General features: G+C 40.5%; 12 protein-coding genes, 2 tRNA genes and 3 rRNA genes. 13 read left to right on the top strand and 4 right to left on the bottom strand.

What is annotated here, in order from left to right; genetic code table 11:
• Nucleotides 1–77 precede the first annotated feature (77 nt).
• The gene (locus tag I9192_RS00960; RefSeq protein WP_004831943.1) at nucleotides 78–1247 is read left to right on the top strand and encodes a hypothetical protein; all 1170 of its coding nucleotides are present in this window, start codon (nucleotides 78–80) and stop codon (nucleotides 1245–1247) included.
• 24 nt (nucleotides 1248–1271) lie between these two features.
• Here the strand turns inward: I9192_RS00960 and I9192_RS00965 are convergent, their stop codons facing one another.
• Entirely contained in the window at nucleotides 1272–2483 is a 1212-nt protein-coding gene (locus I9192_RS00965; RefSeq protein ID WP_005034537.1) for an oxygenase MpaB family protein, read from the bottom strand.
• Between the two features lie 86 nt (nucleotides 2484–2569).
• On the opposite strand from I9192_RS00965, the gene I9192_RS00970 reads away from it, so the two are divergent.
• Nucleotides 2570–3196: a TetR/AcrR family transcriptional regulator gene (locus tag I9192_RS00970; RefSeq protein ID WP_026040263.1), complete on the top strand. Its 627-nt coding sequence runs from the start codon at nucleotides 2570–2572 to the stop codon at nucleotides 3194–3196.
• A gap of 235 nt (nucleotides 3197–3431) precedes the next feature.
• Here the strand turns inward: I9192_RS00970 and I9192_RS00975 are convergent, their stop codons facing one another.
• Nucleotides 3432–3758: a hypothetical protein gene (locus I9192_RS00975; RefSeq protein WP_005034533.1), complete on the bottom strand. Its 327-nt coding sequence runs from the start codon at nucleotides 3756–3758 to the stop codon at nucleotides 3432–3434.
• 167 nt (nucleotides 3759–3925) lie between these two features.
• Between I9192_RS00975 and I9192_RS00980 the strand changes: the two genes are divergently transcribed.
• From I9192_RS00980 to I9192_RS01020, 9 genes are all read left to right on the top strand, one after another.
• Nucleotides 3926–5464 (top strand): 16S ribosomal RNA (locus I9192_RS00980).
• Nucleotides 5465–5523: 59 nt separating this feature from the next.
• Nucleotides 5524–5600, top strand: a tRNA-Ile gene (locus I9192_RS00985).
• Between the two features lie 44 nt (nucleotides 5601–5644).
• A tRNA-Ala gene (locus I9192_RS00990) sits at nucleotides 5645–5720 on the top strand.
• Nucleotides 5721–6077: 357 nt separating this feature from the next.
• Nucleotides 6078–8968, top strand: a 23S ribosomal RNA gene (locus I9192_RS00995).
• Between the two features lie 170 nt (nucleotides 8969–9138).
• Nucleotides 9139–9253 (top strand): 5S ribosomal RNA (gene rrf, locus I9192_RS01000).
• Together the 16S, 23S and 5S rRNA genes with 2 tRNA genes alongside form the textbook arrangement of a ribosomal RNA operon.
• 68 nt (nucleotides 9254–9321) lie before the next feature.
• Complete coding sequence (locus I9192_RS01005) at nucleotides 9322–10221, top strand: hypothetical protein (RefSeq protein ID WP_005034530.1); 900 nt, start codon at nucleotides 9322–9324, stop codon at nucleotides 10219–10221.
• Nucleotides 10222–10664: 443 nt separating this feature from the next.
• Nucleotides 10665–11828, top strand: a complete 1164-nt coding sequence (locus I9192_RS01010; protein WP_005034528.1) for a PQQ-dependent sugar dehydrogenase — start codon at nucleotides 10665–10667, stop codon at nucleotides 11826–11828.
• A 170-nt stretch (nucleotides 11829–11998) separates the two neighbouring features.
• Nucleotides 11999–12394 (top strand): tautomerase family protein, encoded by a 396-nt coding sequence (locus tag I9192_RS01015; protein ID WP_005034526.1) that lies wholly within the window; start codon nucleotides 11999–12001, stop codon nucleotides 12392–12394.
• A gap of 104 nt (nucleotides 12395–12498) precedes the next feature.
• Nucleotides 12499–13743 (top strand): esterase-like activity of phytase family protein, encoded by a 1245-nt coding sequence (locus tag I9192_RS01020; protein WP_005034524.1) that lies wholly within the window; start codon nucleotides 12499–12501, stop codon nucleotides 13741–13743.
• Between the two features lie 98 nt (nucleotides 13744–13841).
• Here the strand turns inward: I9192_RS01020 and I9192_RS01025 are convergent, their stop codons facing one another.
• Together I9192_RS01025 and I9192_RS01030 are read right to left on the bottom strand one after the other, a co-directional pair.
• Nucleotides 13842–14609: a hypothetical protein gene (locus tag I9192_RS01025; protein WP_200150059.1), complete on the bottom strand. Its 768-nt coding sequence runs from the start codon at nucleotides 14607–14609 to the stop codon at nucleotides 13842–13844.
• Nucleotides 14610–15026: 417 nt separating this feature from the next.
• Nucleotides 15027–18518, bottom strand: a complete 3492-nt coding sequence (locus tag I9192_RS01030) for a hybrid sensor histidine kinase/response regulator (RefSeq protein ID WP_005034520.1) — start codon at nucleotides 18516–18518, stop codon at nucleotides 15027–15029.
• Between the two features lie 186 nt (nucleotides 18519–18704).
• On the opposite strand from I9192_RS01030, the gene I9192_RS01035 reads away from it, so the two are divergent.
• Both I9192_RS01035 and I9192_RS01040 read left to right on the top strand, forming a co-directional pair.
• Nucleotides 18705–19037: a DUF485 domain-containing protein gene (locus tag I9192_RS01035; RefSeq protein WP_004825640.1), complete on the top strand. Its 333-nt coding sequence runs from the start codon at nucleotides 18705–18707 to the stop codon at nucleotides 19035–19037.
• Nucleotide 19038: 1 nt separating this feature from the next.
• Nucleotides 19039–20754 carry a cation acetate symporter gene (locus tag I9192_RS01040; protein ID WP_004825638.1) on the top strand — a complete coding sequence of 572 codons (1716 nt, stop codon included), beginning with the start codon at nucleotides 19039–19041 and terminating at the stop codon, nucleotides 20752–20754.
• The last annotated feature ends 80 nt before the right edge of the window (nucleotides 20755–20834 follow it).

Raw genomic sequence — 20834 nt, forward strand, 5'->3', positions numbered from 1 at the left:
AATAAAAAGGAGGTCTGAGGACTTCCTTTTTAATTACAGATATTTAAAATAGGGTCAAACAGTAAAGATAATTAGAAATGAATGAAAAAATAGAAGCTTATCTTGATATTTTTAAACAATATGGCGAAGTTTCCATCGCGGATGAAGAGTGGACAACAGCGTTTGAACAAATATTTAGAGAACGACTAAAAATTGAAGGAATTGACGAAATTCGTATTTATCAGACCATTGTACAACCTGATCGAAAATTAATTTGTAGAGTATTTCATCAACCCAGTATGAAAATTCTTCAGGAATATCCTGCAAGAACAGCATTTATTCGTTGGTTACCTTTGCTTTGTATTGTGCTTTGTTATTTTTTAATCATCTCACTGATTGCTTTAAGTTCAGAGAAAATGTTGACAGTGGCATTTCTACTATTCTTACCTTTTAGTCTGGGTGCGATCATGGAGTATGTGAAATCTTTAAAATCTCCAAATTCGTTAAAACAAACATTTCTTCAGCAAATTTATATTTTATTCGGGATCATTGTTGTTGGTGTAGTCATTTTAAGAGAGGGTGGCATTTGTCTGATCATGGCAGCGCCGATATTTTTCCTCTGTTCGACTTTAGGTGCGACATGCATGCATTTTTTATGTCGACGTTTATGGAAGCCATATAATAAAGTTTACTCTATTGTACTTTTACCTTTGCTAGGCTTGTTACTATTACCTGATTTCTCTCAGTATCATAATGGTGTAACACGTCAAGAAATTATTGTTAATGCACCTATTCAAGATGTTTTTGCATCGATTAATAATATCCAACAGATTCAGTCCAGCGAAATAAAATTTAGTCCAATTTTTTTAATGGGTTTTCCAAAACCAATTTCTGGAATGACTGAGCAAACAGATAATGGCTTGATTCGTCAAATTTATTGGCAACGCGGTATTCATTTCCAAGAAAAAATCACTCAGTCTCATGCACCAACGCAGTTGGCTTGGACTTATGTTTTTAATCAGGAATCCTTTCCCAAAGGATCTTTAGATGATCATTTGAAAATTGGTGGAGCATATTTCAATTTGTTAACAACAGACTATCAACTGGAAGCCATTAGTCCACAGCAAACGAAAATGGTATTAACGATCGATTATCGTTTATCAACTGAAGTGAATTGGTATGCGGATTTATGGACACGCTATGTGCTGAATGAATTTAGTGATGTTGTACTTAATATCTATAAACACCGCTTGGAAAAACAAAGTTAAGGCTGAACACCTTAACTTTTCAAATCATGACTGATGCATACTCGCGAGTTGCTTTCCTGCATTTTGATAGAGGCTTAGGGCATATTCTTGTTTGGCACGACCACTTTCTTGCAAATATTGATCAAGTTTAGGGATATGTTTTGCGCCACGATAAACCAATGTATTTTTAGCAATTAAATACAATGGATACCATGCCAGCGTACGCGGTTTCAGTCCTAGATTTTTCATTTTACGTTGCCCAATAAAAAACTGAGTAATGTCTAAATGGTTTTGATAAGCCTTTCTTTGTAAAAATCTATTGAAATATTTATAGTGCCGCTCAAAAGGTTCTTTGGATAAACTGACGGCTAAAGCTTTGCTGCTTTCATCAACTTTGGGATGCGCATAATTCATCCACTGTAATAATTTCCACGCTTCAGACTCTTTATTGACTAACCATTTTTCATCTATTCCCATTAACCAACCCGCGTACTTCCAAAAATGCATCAAGGCATCGCACTCAGCTTTGCTTGGAAAAATACCAATGGCTCTCACACCGATCAGAAGCACCGCACTAAAGGCAATATTGGTCATGGCTTGATCATATTGATTGATGGGTGTGCCCCAAATCTCGTGATCCCAATCTTTTGACTTATTCAACTGATAACGTACAAGAGAATGAATGAACCGAACATAAATCGTCGAGGTAAAGCCATCGTTAAAACGTGAGAAGCTATTCAGTTGATTGACATCTAACCACCACTTATGCGTTTCTGCTAAACGTTTTCCTGCATATTTATGCAAAGCCCCAGTCTGAATAAGTGGTTGGTTAAAGCCGGGGTATTGATAACCTGTCATTAAAGCGAGATCACGTAGAATAAAAGTTCCATTGGAACCTAAACGATGCGTGAATTTGATTGCTGTTTCAATTTTGGCTGAATCCAGCCAACTCGGTGCATGCTCGACAATTTTAAAAAAATCAGTGAGCACTGGAATATCATGAGGAAGTTTATCTAAACCTTGATACAACGCCGCTTCAAAAAGCTTGCGATTTTGTCTAGGGTTGGTCATGACCCAATCCATAACTTGATCCATTGCATTATCACCCGTTTGTAGCGCATCGTTTAAAGATAAATACTCGGCATAACTTGGCTGTAGCGGTTGTTCTGTAAAATAATGAAAAATTCTAGTCTTGAGATTAGTTCGTGACATTTTTTCATAGGGTGCAAGTCGTTGTGGCTTAACTAAGGTTTGCATTTTTCGTTTGACCTGATTATTGTTTAGTCAAACTCTAATATGAATAATTATTCGTATTCAATTCGCATTTCGGGATGAATATGCCAATGAGAAAACAACCCCAACAACAACGTGCTCGAAATGTTGTAGATAGCATTTTAGAAGCAACACAATTGTGTATTGCTGAACACGGTTTGCTAAATGTCACCACACCTAAAATTTCTGAAAAATCAGGTGTCAGTGTCGGATCGATATATCAGTATTTTGGCAATAAAGAAGAAATCATTCAGGAGTTGCTACGCCGTAAAAGCGAGCAGCTCGGACTTGCACTTAAACAAATTGCCATCAGCCAAGAAGGTTTAAGTTTAAATGAAATCATACCGCTTAGTATTCAATTCGGTTTTGACATGATGAAAGCTGATGGTGGTTTCTTTATAGAGGTGTTGAAACATTGGCATGGTTATAACAATTCAGAAGCTGCAAAAGTTTTAGAAAAGCACTTCTATGAAGTCGGCTTATATGTATTCAGTCGCTTTTTTAAGGATTGGAGTTTTGAAGTGCTTAAGAATAAGTCTTTCGTCATTATTAACAGTACGCTTTTTACTATGATGCGCTATGTAAGCCATAATAACTTTCTAATTTCAGAGCAACAGCTTAAAAAAGAACTAACCTTAATGATCTTGGCTTATTTGGAACAAGATACCAACATCGTGCAATCTCAAAGCCAAGCCTAAAATAAAAGGCGAACCAAAACGTCAGTCCAAAATGTCAATAGATATGTGAAAGAACGGATTGTTTGGTTATCACCATCTCCACACGTGTCCTCATATGTAAGTAGAGTAAGTAGAGATAGTCATTCAGCAGATTATTGTGATTTTGATTCATAGGTAGGTATAGAACAAGAAATAATAATGATCGAGATGAAAATTCGAGTGATGCTGTTGAACTGAAGAGGAGTGCTCAAGGAGACTAACGAATTAAAATCATATTCACTGTGTGTTTTTTAAACCAAAAATGCATTTTTTTAATAAAAAAGCCAGATTTAGGGGAATAAATAGGCAAACAAAGCGAAATTAAGAAAATAATTAAAAAAGGGGGTTGTGTTAGGTTAGGAATGCTGTAGAATGCACATCCATCGGCGGTGATGAAGATTAAAACTTCTGATAAAACAATGACTTGGTTGAATTGATTAAGTTGGGTTTTAGAAAGGAAGTTTAAAAAATAATTTGAAATCACAGTTGACTTTCTAGAGATAGAGAGTAATATAGCCGACCTAGCTTGATGCTGACGAAGCATGAAGAAGATCATTAAGAGAATATGAAGAACAACTTGTGTGGATTTTTACTGATTGATTGATCGAAATATTATCATTGATTGATTGGTTTAAATTACTCGAAGTTTATTTGAGAGAATTTGTCAGTAATTGATGAGCCAGAATTGTGACCTTAAGTCACTAATGATTTTAACTGAAGAGTTTGATCATGGCTCAGATTGAACGCTGGCGGCAGGCTTAACACATGCAAGTCGAGCGGGGGAGATTGCTTCGGTAATTGACCTAGCGGCGGACGGGTGAGTAATACTTAGGAATCTGCCTATTAATGGGGGACAACATCTCGAAAGGGATGCTAATACCGCATACGCCCTACGGGGGAAAGCAGGGGATCACTTGTGACCTTGCGTTAATAGATGAGCCTAAGTCGGATTAGCTAGTTGGTGGGGTAAAGGCCTACCAAGGCGACGATCTGTAGCGGGTCTGAGAGGATGATCCGCCACACTGGGACTGAGACACGGCCCAGACTCCTACGGGAGGCAGCAGTGGGGAATATTGGACAATGGGGGGAACCCTGATCCAGCCATGCCGCGTGTGTGAAGAAGGCCTTATGGTTGTAAAGCACTTTAAGCGAGGAGGAGGCTCTTTTGGTTAATACCCAAGATGAGTGGACGTTACTCGCAGAATAAGCACCGGCTAACTCTGTGCCAGCAGCCGCGGTAATACAGAGGGTGCGAGCGTTAATCGGATTTACTGGGCGTAAAGCGTGCGTAGGCGGCTTTTTAAGTCGGATGTGAAATCCCCGAGCTTAACTTGGGAATTGCATTCGATACTGGGAAGCTAGAGTATGGGAGAGGATGGTAGAATTCCAGGTGTAGCGGTGAAATGCGTAGAGATCTGGAGGAATACCGATGGCGAAGGCAGCCATCTGGCCTAATACTGACGCTGAGGTACGAAAGCATGGGGAGCAAACAGGATTAGATACCCTGGTAGTCCATGCCGTAAACGATGTCTACTAGCCGTTGGGGTCTTTGAGACTTTAGTGGCGCAGCTAACGCGATAAGTAGACCGCCTGGGGAGTACGGTCGCAAGACTAAAACTCAAATGAATTGACGGGGGCCCGCACAAGCGGTGGAGCATGTGGTTTAATTCGATGCAACGCGAAGAACCTTACCTGGTCTTGACATAGTAAGAACTTTCCAGAGATGGATTGGTGCCTTCGGGAACTTACATACAGGTGCTGCATGGCTGTCGTCAGCTCGTGTCGTGAGATGTTGGGTTAAGTCCCGCAACGAGCGCAACCCTTTTCCTTACTTGCCAGCATTTCGGATGGGAACTTTAAGGATACTGCCAGTGACAAACTGGAGGAAGGCGGGGACGACGTCAAGTCATCATGGCCCTTACGACCAGGGCTACACACGTGCTACAATGGTCGGTACAAAGGGTTGCTACCTAGCGATAGGATGCTAATCTCAAAAAGCCGATCGTAGTCCGGATTGGAGTCTGCAACTCGACTCCATGAAGTCGGAATCGCTAGTAATCGCGGATCAGAATGCCGCGGTGAATACGTTCCCGGGCCTTGTACACACCGCCCGTCACACCATGGGAGTTTGTTGCACCAGAAGTAGGTAGTCTAACCGTAAGGAGGACGCTTACCACGGTGTGGCCGATGACTGGGGTGAAGTCGTAACAAGGTAGCCGTAGGGGAACCTGCGGCTGGATCACCTCCTTAACGAAAGATTGACGATTGGTAAGAATCCACAACAAGTTGTTCTTCATTGATGTATCTGAGGGTCTGTAGCTCAGTTGGTTAGAGCACACGCTTGATAAGCGTGGGGTCACAAGTTCAAGTCTTGTCAGACCCACCAAGTCTACTGAACACAGAAGAGCAGATATATTAAGATCTTAAGCTGGGGACTTAGCTTAGTTGGTAGAGCGCCTGCTTTGCACGCAGGAGGTCAGGAGTTCGACTCTCCTAGTCTCCACCACTACTACGCAGTTACCTGATTAAAAAAGATTGATTATAGAAATTAATGAACTGAAGTTTATAGAGTTTATTAACTTCTGTGATTTATCACAGTGAACTACTTGCTGACGAGGCGGTAGTGAATCATTAACAGAATATATTTGAGTTGAAATAATTGTTTAACTCGTTTTATGAAGCTTAACAAGCAATTGTTAAAGCGGAATGAAATGAGAACTAGCGATAAAACTGAATCAAGCGTTTTGGTATATGAATTAAATTGAAGCTGTACAGTGATTAAGTTCACAAGCAACAAATAGAAGTGGTTAAATCCACATTGTTGATCCTCCTTGTAGGGATTAACGACTGTTTGGGGTTGTATAGTCAAGTAATTAAGTGCATGTGGTGGATGCCTTGGCAGTCAGAGGCGATGAAAGACGTAATAGCCTGCGATAAGCTTCGGGGAGGCGGCAAATATCCTGTGATCCGGAGATTTCTGAATGGGGAAACCCACTTACCATAAGGTAGGTATCGCATGATGAATACATAGTCATGCGAGGCGAACGAGGGGAAGTGAAACATCTCAGTACCCTTAGGAAAAGAAATCAATTGAGATTCCCTCAGTAGCGGCGAGCGAACGGGGATCAGCCCATTAAGTTATATGTGTATTAGCGGAAAGCTCTGGGAAGTGCTACCGTAGAGGGTGATAGTCCCGTACACGAAAGTGCACATATAATGATGACGAGTAGGGCGAGGCACGTGAAACCTTGTCTGAATATGGGGGGACCATCCTCCAAGGCTAAATACTCCTGACTGACCGATAGTGAACCAGTACCGTGAGGGAAAGGCGAAAAGAACCCCTGTGAGGGGAGTGAAATAGATCCTGAAACCGCATGCATACAAGCAGTGGGAGCCGACTTGTTCGGTGACTGCGTACCTTTTGTATAATGGGTCAGCGACTTATATTCAGTAGCAAGGTTAACCGTATAGGGGAGCCGTAGAGAAATCGAGTCTTAATAGGGCGTTTAGTTGCTGGGTATAGACCCGAAACCGGGTGATCTATCCATGAGCAGGTTGAAGGTTGGGTAACACTAACTGGAGGACCGAACCCACTGTCGTTGAAAAGCCAGGGGATGACTTGTGGATAGGGGTGAAAGGCTAATCAAACTCGGTGATAGCTGGTTCTCCCCGAAAGCTATTTAGGTAGCGCCTCGGACGAATACCATAGGGGGTAGAGCACTGTTTCGGCTAGGGGGTCATCCCGACTTACCAAACCGATGCAAACTCCGAATACCTATGAGTACTATCCGGGAGACAGACTGCGGGTGCTAACGTCCGTAGTCAAGAGGAAAACAATCCAGACCGCCAGCTAAGGCCCCAAAATTATAGTTAAGTGGGAAACGATGTGGGAAGGCATAGACAGCTAGGAGGTTGGCTTAGAAGCAGCCACCCTTTAAAGAAAGCGTAATAGCTCACTAGTCGAGTCGGCTTGCGCGGAAGATGTAACGGGGCTAAAACTATATGCCGAAGCTGCGGATGTATACATTGTATACGTGGTAGGGGAGCGTTCTGTAAGCCGATGAAGGTGTGTTGAGAAGCATGCTGGAGGTATCAGAAGTGCGAATGCTGACGTGAGTAACGACAAAACGGGTGAAAAACCCGTTCGCTGAAAGACCAAGGGTTCCAGTCCAACGTTAATCGGGGCTGGGTGAGTCGACCCCTAAGGCGAGGCCGAGAGGCGTAGTCGATGGGAAATTGGTTAATATTCCAATACTTCTGTGTAATGCGATGAGAGGACGGAGAAAGTTAAGTCAGCCTGGCGTTGGTTGTCCAGGTGGAAGGTTGTAGGCATGCATCTTAGGCAAATCCGGGGTGCTCTATGCTGAGAACTGATAGCAAGCGAGTTTACTCGTGAAGTGGCTGATACTATGCTTCCAGGAAAAGTCTCTAAGCTTCAGTTACACAGGAATCGTACCCGAAACCGACACAGGTGGTCAGGTCGAGTAGACCAAAGCGCTTGAGAGAACTCTGCTGAAGGAACTAGGCAAAATGGTACCGTAACTTCGGGAGAAGGTACGCTGCTGACGGTGATAGGACTTGCTCCTTGAGCTATTGGCAGCCACAGAAACCAGGCCCCTGCAACTGTTTATTAAAAACATAGCACTCTGCAAACACGAAAGTGGACGTATAGGGTGTGATGCCTGCCCGGTGCTGGAAGGTTAATTGATGGGGTTAGCGTAAGCGAAGCTCTTGATCGAAGCCCCAGTAAACGGCGGCCGTAACTATAACGGTCCTAAGGTAGCGAAATTCCTTGTCGGGTAAGTTCCGACCTGCACGAATGGCATAATGATGGGGGCGCTGTCTCCAGCAGAGGCTCAGTGAAATCGAAATCGCCGTGAAGATGCGGTGTACCCGCGGCTAGACGGAAAGACCCCGTGAACCTTTACTGCAGCTTGACATTGAACTTTGATCTTACTTGTGTAGGATAGGTGGGAGGCTTAGAAGTAGCGACGCCAGTTGCTATGGAGCCATCCTTGAAATACCACCCTGGTAATATTGAGGTTCTAACTCTGTCCCGTTATCCGGGACGAGGACCATGTCTGGTGGGTAGTTTGACTGGGGCGGTCTCCTCCTAAAGAGTAACGGAGGAGTACGAAGGTGCGCTCAGCGTGGTCGGAAATCACGCGTAGAGTATAAAGGCAAAAGCGCGCTTAACTGCGAGACCCACAAGTCGAGCAGGTACGAAAGTAGGTCTTAGTGATCCGGTGGTTCTGTATGGAAGGGCCATCGCTCAACGGATAAAAGGTACTCTGGGGATAACAGGCTGATACCGCCCAAGAGTTCATATCGACGGCGGTGTTTGGCACCTCGATGTCGGCTCATCTCATCCTGGGGCTGAAGCAGGTCCCAAGGGTATGGCTGTTCGCCATTTAAAGAGGTACGCGAGCTGGGTTTAGAACGTCGTGAGACAGTTCGGTCCCTATCTACCGTGGGCGTTGGAAATTTGAGAGGATCTGCTCCTAGTACGAGAGGACCAGAGTGGACGAACCTCTGGTGTACCGGTTGTGACGCCAGTCGCATCGCCGGGTAGCTATGTTCGGAAGGGATAACCGCTGAAAGCATCTAAGCGGGAAGCCTACCTCAAGATAAGATTTCCCTAGGACTTTATGTCCTCTAAAGAGCCGTTGAAGACTACGACGTTGATAGGTTGGATGTGGAAGTGCGGTGACGCATGAAGCTGACCAATACTAATTGCTCGTGAGGCTTGACTATACAACACCCAAGCAGTTGTATGTGAAGCATCATTTGATTCATAAAAGATCAAAGAAACTTGATTTAGTTGTAAAGCTAGTTACAATAACCAACTCAAATGTTCTTCTGTTAAACTCATTTGGAACAAAGTAAGGCATACCCATAAGACCCGAAAAAGTCCATAACAGTTTGCTGGCGACAATAGCAAGAGTGAACCACCTGATCCCTTCCCGAACTCAGAAGTGAAACCTCTTAGCGCTGATGGTAGTGTGGGGTTACCCATGTGAGAGTAAGTCATCGCCAGCTTTTAATTCTTAAAACACCCTCAACTAAAATGTTGAGGGTGTTTTTTTATGGGGAAAATATAAAAGTGAATGAATGAAATGATGTTTTTAGAATATAATTTAGAGGATGAGAATACAAAAACGAAAATGCTCGAACATAATAGAGCTCATAGTTTTTCTTTAGGCTTTTATCCTAAGGTTGAATTTGCTACAGTTGCAATATTTTGCTATCAACAAAATAAAAAAATGCCAAAACAAATTGGTTCAGGTGTAGCTGTTTGTTTGTGTGGAGAATATTTTATTTTTTCGGCGGCACATGTATTTCATGAATTTGGAAATAAGCCAATCATTGTAGGTTATTTTGGAGGCTTAAAACTTATTTATTTACAAGGAGATAGGTTCAGTACAGCAAAATCAGGGAAAAATCATAATAGTGATCCTATAGATGCAAGTGTTTATCATATACATTCTAAATTAGATGAAAGCTTTAAAAAGATTTTTTTAGATTATGATGATTTGGACTTACATAGAACTAACTTGAAAGTATGTAATAATTTTCAAGATAATCCTTATATTATTTCAGGGATTAAATCAAATAGATCAAACATCTCGAATAGTATAGCCAATTTTAAGCAAGAGGGATTTCCTACAAGAGAAATGCCGAAAGAAGTCTATGATTATTATAATTTAAATCAAGATATACATGTTGCTATGGTCTATGATAAGAAAAGACTAATTAATGGAAAATTATGGGAGACTTCTCCAAATTTAAAAGGATGTAGTGGGGGGGCTATCATTCGTTCACAGGGTATTTTTTTCAAGGAGCCCTTTATTGTAAATCAACCAAAGCAAAAACTAACAGCAATTCTAATTGAGCATAAGCTAGGCAGAGGGAAATATTTTGATACCGCTGTTGGAATTAGGATAAATATTCATTTAGGTTTGATTAATAAATACTTGCCAAATCTAAAATTTTATTCAATACCTTAATTAGAATAAAAGGACATGATTTGCGAATTTAGTGTTTTAATACATCTAAGAGAAATGATTAGATGGAAAAAGTTATTGCTTATCTAAGAAGCTTATAGCTTCTTAAGATGTACATCATAATATATTATATAGTTACAAAAAGAAAACCCCATCATCCTGATGGGGTTTTCTTCGTATTGGTGTGTTAGATTTGACTCCTGTCGAATCTCACGTTCCTGATGCTCAGACGTTTTGTTATTGTTGTTTTGTCTGGGAAACTTCCTGTTCCCGATAACGATAGAATAGGTGAATTTAAAGCAACCGTATATTCGCTAAATTCGGCAGGATTTGTAGGTAAATGCTTACTTCGAATGGATTAGAAAATTGCTGTTAACAATATAAAATAGTTCAATACTGTCTTTTCTTTACAATAAATAAAACATCAAAGTATTGAGGAACAAGAAATGGAAGCGTTACGACAGAAATTTTTTTACTTACCTCTACTCATGGGCTGTACATTACTCAGTGCATGCAATGCTCAAAGCAATTCATCATCTGAAGTAAAACAAGCGACAGAAAGCACAACTGCGATGATTGATCAAAGCTATCGTGTTGAAAAAGTCGCGACATTTGATGAACCCTGGGCAATGACTGAATTGGTGGATGGGCGATTATTGATTACAGAGAGACGAGGGAAATTAAAGCTCTATGATCCTTCTTCATCACAAAGCATTGATATTTTAGGTGTTCCGCCAGTTGCTTATGGTGGGCAAGGTGGATTGGGTGATATTGCTTTGCACCCTGACTATAAAAATAATCATCAAATCTATTTGAGTTATGCTGAAAAAGGCAATGGTGGTTATGGCGCAGTTGTAGTTCGTGGTGAATTAAACCTGCAAGAAACAAATCCTCAAATCCGCAATATACAAAGAATATGGGAACAAGTTCCAAAGGTCTCAGGACAAGGGCATTATGCGCATCGTATGTTATTTGGGAAAGATGGAAAGCTTTGGATCAGTTCTGGAGAACGTCAGAAATTTGATCCTGCACAAGATATGAAGTCGAATTTGGGTAAAGTCATTAGACTGAATGATGATGGTACTGTTGTTGCAGATAACCCATTCACTCAACAAGGTGAAATCGCAAAACAAGTCTGGTCTTTAGGGCATCGTAATCCCTTAGGTATCGCTTTTGATCATAAAGACCAATTGTGGGTTGTAGAAATGGGACCTAAGGGCGGTGATGAATTAAATCTAATTCATAAAGGTGAGAATTATGGTTATCCCATTGTTTCCAATGGGGATCATTATTCAGGAAAAGAGATTCCTGATCATGTCACCCGTCCTGAATTTAAAGCACCTGAGATCAGTTGGACACCTGTAATTTCTCCATCGAATTTGGTGTTTTATCAAAAACAATTGTTCCCTCAATGGACGAATAAGGCGCTCATTGGTGGATTGTCTTCAGAAGCAATTATTGTGGTCGATACTGAATCAAAGCCAGTTCGTGAAATACAGCGTTTGAACATGAAACAGCGGATTCGAGATATTTATCCAGCGCATGATGGTTCGATTTGGGTACTGGAAGATGGAAAAAATGCTGGGCTATTAAGACTATTACTAAAATAGAAAACTTATTTAATTCAATATATTGTTATATCTTAAGGATAGATGATACATCAAACTTTTATGATGAGAAAATGTTGAAACAATTTAATCAATATGAGGTTAATTGATACGGTAGTATATTAATCATGCTATCCTTTTGATTTTAAAATAACATAAAATGAGAACAAATAATGCCTGCAACTACAATTGATGTTCGATATCAATATTCTGTTGAACAAGAAGTGGATTTAGTTGGAGCAGTTCAAAATGCTTTAGTTAGTGTATTTAAAATTACTGATGATGATCGTAATATTTGTTTAATCGTACATGATCCACATCGCTTTTTATGCCCTCCAAATAAGCGTAATCCCGAAAAGTTTACTCGTATCACTATCGATTGCTTTGTTGGGCGTACATTGGACACAAAACGAAGTTTGTATCTTAAAATTGTAAATAACCTTTCTGCATTTGGAATTCCAAAAGATCATATAAAAATTATATTAAGAGAGATCCCAACGGAAAATTGGGGAGTACGTGGTGGTCAAGCAGCTTGTGATATTGATTTGGGATTTGATATTCAAATTTGATCCAAAATCAAACTTACTTGACTCCGTATTGTCATTGAAATGACTTAAAATTGTCATCCTGATTGGTTTAAATAAGGCTCATTTAAACCAATAAAAAGACCTTTATGAAAAAATTAGCCTACTCACTTTTAGCTTTCAGTATATTGGGTTTAACCGCTTGTAATGATGATGACAACGACTTTTCGTTCGAATCATCGGTTACCGTGCCTACATTGCTATCATTTGCTAAGCTTGATGTTGAAACTTATGCTGCTGGTCCAAATTCAGGCGCTTTCGTCAAAGGTGCCAATGGTATATTTCCGCCATTTAAAGGACAGCCCGTACAAGGTTTTTCAGGTGCATTAAAAAATAATGACGGTACCTATATGGTCATGGCTGATAATGGTTTTGGTACCCAAGATAATTCATCAGATTTTCTGTTGCGTTTGTATCAGATCAAATCTGATTTTCGAACCAAGTCATCTGGAACAGCGAAAGTTCAAGTGATGAGCTTTGTCCAACTTCGTGACCCAAATAAATTAATTCCGTTTAATATCGTCAATCAAAATACCGCTGATCGTTTGCTCACTGGCGCTGATTTTGATCCTGAATCGATTCAACGTACTGCGGATGGTACGTATTGGATTGGGGATGAGTTTGGACCTTATTTACTGCATTTTGATAAAGATGGAATCTTGTTGGATGCGCCAATTCCATTACCAAATCCATTGAAAGTAGGCGCTGAATTACGCTCACCACAAAACCAGTTCAACAAAGCGAATATAAATTATGTTGAACCATTGGTTCAGCAAAGTGGCGGTTTCGAAGGTATGGCATTGTCTAAAGATGGGCAATATTTATACCCATTACTAGAGAAACCCTTAAAAGGCGAGACCACTCAGCAATTACTGATTTCTCAATTTGATGTAAAGAAAAAAGCCTATACAGGACGTTATTATTATTTCACTTTAAATACCAAAGCGACCAATATTGGTGACTTCCAAATGTACGATGACAAATCTGGCATTATTATCGAACGTGATGCGAGTCAGAATAAGCTCGATGGTTATAAAAAGCTGATTCAAATTGAGCTTGGCGATGTTGGTAAAGCGGTTAAACGTTCAGATTTGGTCGATTTAATGAACGTTGCTAATCCAAATAATTTATATGGTGCGCCACATGATGGTGATATCGGTACAGGCACTACATTCGCCTTTCCATTTGAAACGATTGAAGATGTCATTATTGAAAATAAAAATACTTTAACTGTGATGAACGACAATAATTTTCCCGGATCTTCTGGACGAAATGCAAAGCGTGCTGATGACAATGAAATTATTCAGATCAAGTTGCCTAAGGCATTGTATTAATACTGAGTCGCAACTATTCAAAGAATCGTATGTGGATATTTGATCAGAGTAAAAAGCCAGTCATTTGACTGGCTTTTTGTACTTCCTAAATAAGGCAATTAGGCTAAACAATCTTGTTTAGAGACTTGATCTGGGCAACCCAGAGGATTTAAAGCGCATTTTAAATCTTCGATCTGCTCATGAGTTACATAACCTTTAGATTTGAGGTAATCCGCAACTCGATCATTACGTAAACTTAAAAATGCTGCATCATATACGCCTAAATCAACAAATAATGCTGCTGTTTCTAAACTATTGAAGCGATCAAGGAAGACATCATTGCCATACATCAAGAATACATGGTCATAGTCTGCATGAGCATCTACTTTTAGACGCATTGCGAGCGTTGTCGGTGAAGTTTTAATGAATAACAAGTCTGATAGTTCATCAAACTGGGTCATGTCTAAACTATTTTCCCCAGTTTTAACTTTACCTAACCATGCTTTAAATACCAATACAGCACCACCACGAAGTAACATACTCCAGACTTGATGACGAACCTCATCATTTAAGCATTCGCATTCATCTTCTAAGCGTTGAACTAACTTTTCTTCTTGTTGGGCTAATTTATCAAATAAACCTAGACCTTGTGGATGAAATGCAACAGGTGCAAATACATCAAATTTTAATTCATCAAAAACTTGCAGTGCTAAAGGTACTGTTGCTTGATAGATGGTATTCAGCGCTTGGATTTGAGTGTCTTGCAACTTACTATGTTTAAAAATAGCTTGCCAATCGATTTCAGGCAGAATTGAATTAGCACCATATTGACGATGGAATTGTTGAGCTTGGTGTAGCCCATGTGGAACAGTTTCTGAAATATTCATAGCTAAAATCCTATTTAAAATTGAATTCAAACGCTGTTTTTGTTTCCCTAAACATGAGCGTGATTTTGTCTTGAATTAATTTTTGATTTATCTGAGATGCAATAGGAATACGACTAAAGTTGTATATGGGGTGAAAAGTAGTTTTTTATTATTTAAAATCAAATAAATATAAAATTGTAACTAGCTATACAAGTGTATATTTACTATTTTGATGTTATTTGCCATAGAAAATAAAGCTTTGGAATCTTTCGCCAATAAACAAGGCAGTCTTTGGCAGCTTTTTGAATGCTTTTGCACAATCCTTAAAAAAAATTGCTATTTATCTTAAAAAAATGTGTAACACACGCGCTAGAGCACGAAGCTCTAGCGCGTGTAAATGTTTCAAAACATTAAAGAAGGGGATTCTAATAGGCAACACTATTTTGAAATTTTCAATCCAGATAACCATGCGCGTAGTGAGGCTGGTTTAAGTGGTTTCTTTAAAAGCACAACATTTAAATCTTTGACACGTTGTGGTAATTCAGGATCGGAGTCTGCGGTGATCAGTGCTGCAGGAACATTTTCCTGACGATTTTCAATGATGAAATCCAAACCAATTTTGCTATTGTTTAGATGCTGATCCACTAACCAGACTTGAATATTTTCTCTTTGAATAATGTCCAAAGCCTGTTCAGGTTCTGTGGCCTTAAAGACTTGATAACCCCATTTGGTCAGCAGGGTAGTCATGCCTTCCAAAATTGTATCGTCATTATCTAAACATAAAATCTTATATGCTTTTGCTTTTAAAGGAACAGCTTGCACTGGTGTAGCAACAATTTTAGGTGCTTCTACAACGGGGACATCAATCATGAAGCATGAGCCTTTACCGAGCTCTGAATAGACATGTACAGGATAATCCAACAAGCTGGTCATTCGTTGAACAATCGCAAGACCAAGCCCTAAACCTTGTTCCCCCCAAGGTGAAGTATGCCCACAACGCTCAAACTCCTGAAACAGTTTAATGCGTTGTTCTTCTGCAATCCCAGGACCTGTATCCCAAACACCAATGCGGATATGTTGTGGAAGATCTGAAGCACGCAGTACACCCACCACGACACGCCCACGCGCTGTATAACGTAAGGCATTACTAACAAAGTTTTGGATGATACGACGAATCCATTGCGGGTCGGTGTCAATCCAGAATTGAGCATCATGTACGTGCAACTGGATATCACGTTGTGCGGCAATCGATTTAAATTGCAGTTCCAAATCACTGAGTAAATCATGTAATGGATAGGCTTGGCGTTTCGGCTGAATTGAACCACCTTCCAAGCGTGCAATATCCAAAAGAGCAGATAACATGCTTTCTGCACCATGCAAAGCACGGTCAAGCTGTTGTAAGGTTTTTCGGTCTTCATCCGACTGAACGCTTTGTTCTAATGCTGTACTGAATAGACGTGCGGCATGCATGGGCTGAAGTAAGTCATGGCTGGCGGCGGCAATAAAGCGACTTTTTGACATGTTGGCTTTATCGGCTTGTTCGCGTGCAAGTTGTTGTTCTTCAAGTGCATCAGCCAACTGTTGGGTACGATCAGAGACACGGGCTTCAAGTACAGCTTCATTTTCACGGAATGCGGTAATATCAGCAAAAGTGGTAACGAAACCTCCACCTTCAATTGGATTTCCACGCATTTGAATGACACGACCATCTTTACGAATTCGTTCAAACTCATGCGCACTTCCGACTTTCATCCAGTGAATTCGCTTGCGTACATGTTCTTCTACAGAGCCAGGACCACATTCACCACGTTCAGCGTTATAACGAATCAAGTCTGCAATTGGACAACCGACATAAACGAGATCTTTAGGATAATCAAAAAGTTTGAGGTATTGATTGTTCCATGCTACCAGACACATATTTTCATCCACCACACTGACCCCTTGCGTCATATGGTCAATCATGGTCATGATGAGATTTTGGTTAAAGCGTTGCCATTGTGAGGCTTGGTCAAGAATGTTGGCAACTTGCCCCAAGGCTAAGCCGTTATTGACCATCGCTGTAGTTAATAAGGTACGCGCAGATGCTGCACCAATCGTTCCAGCAAGATACTGTTCGGTAAAACGCCACCACATCCCATTTGCACTGCTATTTTCATTTAAAACCACATTGTTCATAGCACAGAATTGCTGAAATGCGTGTGTTGCAGGCCCTTCACCAGTGATACGTTTAGCCAGTGCGATTAAATCGCCAACTTTGAGCTTGGCGACATCGTGGTGCAAATAGTTAATATCAGTCGAAGTATTTTGCGCAGGTAAAGGTTTGGTTTCGTAATAGAAAAAGCTTTCGGCCTGTATTTGTTCAGCAATACTTGGGCGATAAATTCGAGATACCCAGATATATAAGGTAATGTTTAATCCGAGTGCCCAAATAACACCATGTGTTAATGGTGCGAATGATTCAAAACCAAATAATGCTTCTGGTCTTAACCATTCGATATTTAAAGGACCAAACATTAAAAACTGATGTGCGAACTCACTATACTCAACAGGTAAGCTTCGCAAAATTGTTGGAAGCAACAAGGTATATGACCACAGGATAAAACCGACCACTAAACCAGAATAGACCCCTTGGCGGCTACCTCCTCGCCAATATAAACCACCAATCAATGCTGGTGAGAACTGTGCAACAGCACTGAATGCCAAAAGACCAAAAGTTGAGAGTTGGTCAATATCATTAAAGAAATGGAAGAATAGAAAACCAAGTAGCATCACCGCTAAAATACACACACGACGTGTAAATTTAAGCACTTGCGGTAAGCGTTTATCATGACGGGAAAGAATTCCAAATTTCCATAAAGCAGGCATGATCAAGTCATTACTCAGCATGATAGACAGTGCGACAGAAGAGACCAAAAGCATCCCTGTAGATGCAGAAAACCCCCCTAAAAATGCCAGTAAAGATAACCAGTCTTGGTTATAACTAATCGGTAAAGAAAGTACCGCAACATCTGGAATGGTTAAATATTTCGGTGCTGCATGAAGTGCCCAACTGGCAATTGGAATAATGGCAATAATGGTAAGGATTAAATAAGCAGCAAACCAGCGTCTAGCACCTCGAATATGCTTTTCATCGCGTAACTCCACCACAGCAACGTGGAACTGACGGGGCAAACAAATAATCGCTAAAGATGCCAATAAGGTTTGAATCCAAAATGTTTCAGGAACACCAAACAGTTGCACTTCATGAAAGGTTTTTTGTACATCATGTGAAATTTGTACAATATTTTGAGGGTGGTCAAAAATAAAAAAGAAGGCAACACAGAGTAGTGCAAACAGTTTGACAAAAGATTCAAATGCTACCGCAAGCATGAGTCCGCCATGCTGTTCGGTATTGGCGATTTGTCGCGTTCCAAACATCATCGCTAAGATTGCAAGCACCGCAGTGAGTCCAAGTACACCATTGGTTGTGGTTGAAACAACTTGGGTATTATGATCCAGCATGACCGATGCACTGAGTGCAATCGCACGTAACTGCAAAGCCAAATAAGGAATAATTGCAATAACTGCTAAGATGGTGACCAAAGAGGCAAGTGTTCCGCTTTTACCATAACGAGCAGCAACAAAGTCGGCAATCGATGAAATTGCATGATGCTGGCGTACACGACCTAAACGACGCCAAATGTCATAACCTAGCCAAACGAATAACAAAGGTCCTAAATAAATCGGTAGGAAAATAATCCCTTCTCTTACTGCTGCACCAGTTGCACCATAAAAAGTCCAAGATGAACAATAAACGCCCAATGTTAGACTAAAGAGAAGCATTCTGCCGCGAGTGCTTAATCGGCTGGCATGCTTCTCCCCAAAGAAGGCACAAACGAAGAGAATGAAGATGTAAAGGGCTAAAACCCCTATAATTAACCAACTGTTCATAAGGACTACAGTATAAAAATCTACCCCCTATCATACCGCATCCATGAATTGACTCACGCACTTTGCTCAAAATTTAACGACCAAAGTCTAAGTTACGAGAACCCCACAATATTGTTAATTTTGACCATGTAAAAAAAGATTAAAAAAAGCAACCAGGGTTCTGGTCGCTTATCAAGGAGCATGGTTATGGATGAGAGACAAGTAGAGGCGATTCTACAAAATCCAAAATTCAAAGAAATGGTTGCTAAAAAAAGTAGATTGAGCTGGACATTAACTGCAATTATGTTGTTCGTTTATGTTGGATTTATGCTTTTAGTTGGCTATAACAAAGAATTTTTGATGACTTCATTTAGTGGTGGAGTCACCACTTGGGGTATTCCTTTAGGTCTAGGCATTATTGTTTTATCTTTCATTTTGTGTGGTGTGTATTCATATATTGCCAACAATAAATTGGATCAATTGAATGAAGATGCAATGAGAGAAGTAGAAGCAATTGCTCATGAAAAAGGACTTCACTAAGATGAAATGGAACTCTTTAAAGACTAAAGCAGCACTTGCATCTACTGCACTGCTTTCTACTGTTGCACAAGCTGGTCCAGATTTAGGTGAAGCTCAGCAACAAGCGACCAACTGGCATGCGATTATCATGTTCGCAATTTTCGTTGGTCTTACCTTGTTCATCACTAAATGGGCTGCAAAACAAACCACCAATACAGCAGACTTCTATACAGCTGGCGGTGGTATCTCAGGTTTCCAAAATGGTTTGGCGATTGCCGGTGACTACATGTCAGCTGCATCGTTCTTGGGTATTTCTGCAATGGTGTTTAGCTCAGGTTTTGATGGCCTGCTTTATTCACTAGGTTTCATGGTTGGTTGGCCAGTTGTACTGTTCTTGGTTGCTGAACGTCTGCGTAACTTAGGAAAATACAACCTTTCTGATGTGGTTTCATTCCGCTTAGAAGAAAAGCCGGTACGTACACTTGCTGCAATCAGTTCTTTGGTTGTTGTTGCATTCTATTTGATTGCACAAATGGTGGGTGCAGGACAGCTAATCAAACTTCTTTTTGGTTTGAACTATAACATTGCAGTGGTGATCGTTGGTCTTCTGATGATGGCTTATGTGATCTTTGGTGGCATGTTGGCGACTACATGGGTACAGATCATTAAAGCGGTGATGTTGCTTTCAGGTGCAACATTCATGGCGTTCATGGTGATGCATTCTGTAGGCTATAGCTTCTCTGAAATGTTTAAACAATCTATCGATGTATTTGCAAAAGTGCATGATGTAAGCATCGAAGATGCAACTAAGATCATGGGTCCAGGTAGCTTGGCGAAAAACCCATTAGATGCATTATCGCTTGGTTTAGCATTAATGTTTGGTACCGCAGGTTTACCACATATCTTAATGCGTTTCTTTACTGTTAAAGACGCAAAAGAAGCGCGTAAATCAGTTGTTGTGGCAACAGGTTTCATTGGTTACTTCTACTTATTAACATTCATTATCGGCTTCGGTGCGATTCTGTTCGTATCAAACAACCCACAATTCATTGATGTAGCAAAAATGGCTGTAACTGGCAAACTAGAATTAGTTGGCGGTAACAACATGGCAGCGGTACACCTTGCTGATGCAGTGGGTGGCGATCTGTTCATGGGCTTCATTTCAGCAGTGGCGTTTGCAACTATTCTTGCAGTTGTTGCAGGTTTGACACTTTCAGGTGCTTCAGCAATTTCACATGACTTATATGCAAACGTAATTAAAAAAGGTCAAACTACACCTGAATCTGAATTACGTATGTCTAAGATCGCAACTTTAGGTCTAGCAATTTTCGCGATGATCTTAGGTATTTTGTTCGAAAAACAAAACGTTGCTTTCATGGTTGGTTTGGCATTCTCCGTAGCTGCATGTGCAAACTTCCCAGTGTTGGTACTTTCAATGTTCTGGAAAGGCTTAACGACACGTGGTGCAGTTATCGGTGGTGTTGTTGGTCTAGTAACAGCAGTGACTTTAATTATCTTATCGAAAGCTGTTTGGGTAGATACTTTAAAAATCTCTGATACACCAATCAACTCATTCAATGGTCCTGCAATCTTCGCTATGCCATTAGCCTTCATTTGCTGCTGGTTGTTCTCTGTGACTGATAAATCAGCACGTGCACAAGCAGAACGCAAAGCATTTGATGCACAGTTTGTACGCTCACAAACAGGTATCGGCATCTCAGGTGCTTCAGATCACTAATTGATTTGAGATCAATTCTAAAAAGCACCTTTAAGAAGGTGCTTTTTTTATGGGTTTTCAATTTGAAAGCCTTCATGTCC

The organism is Acinetobacter bereziniae (assembly GCF_016576965.1).
Classification (GTDB): Bacteria; Pseudomonadota; Gammaproteobacteria; order Pseudomonadales; family Moraxellaceae; genus Acinetobacter; species Acinetobacter bereziniae.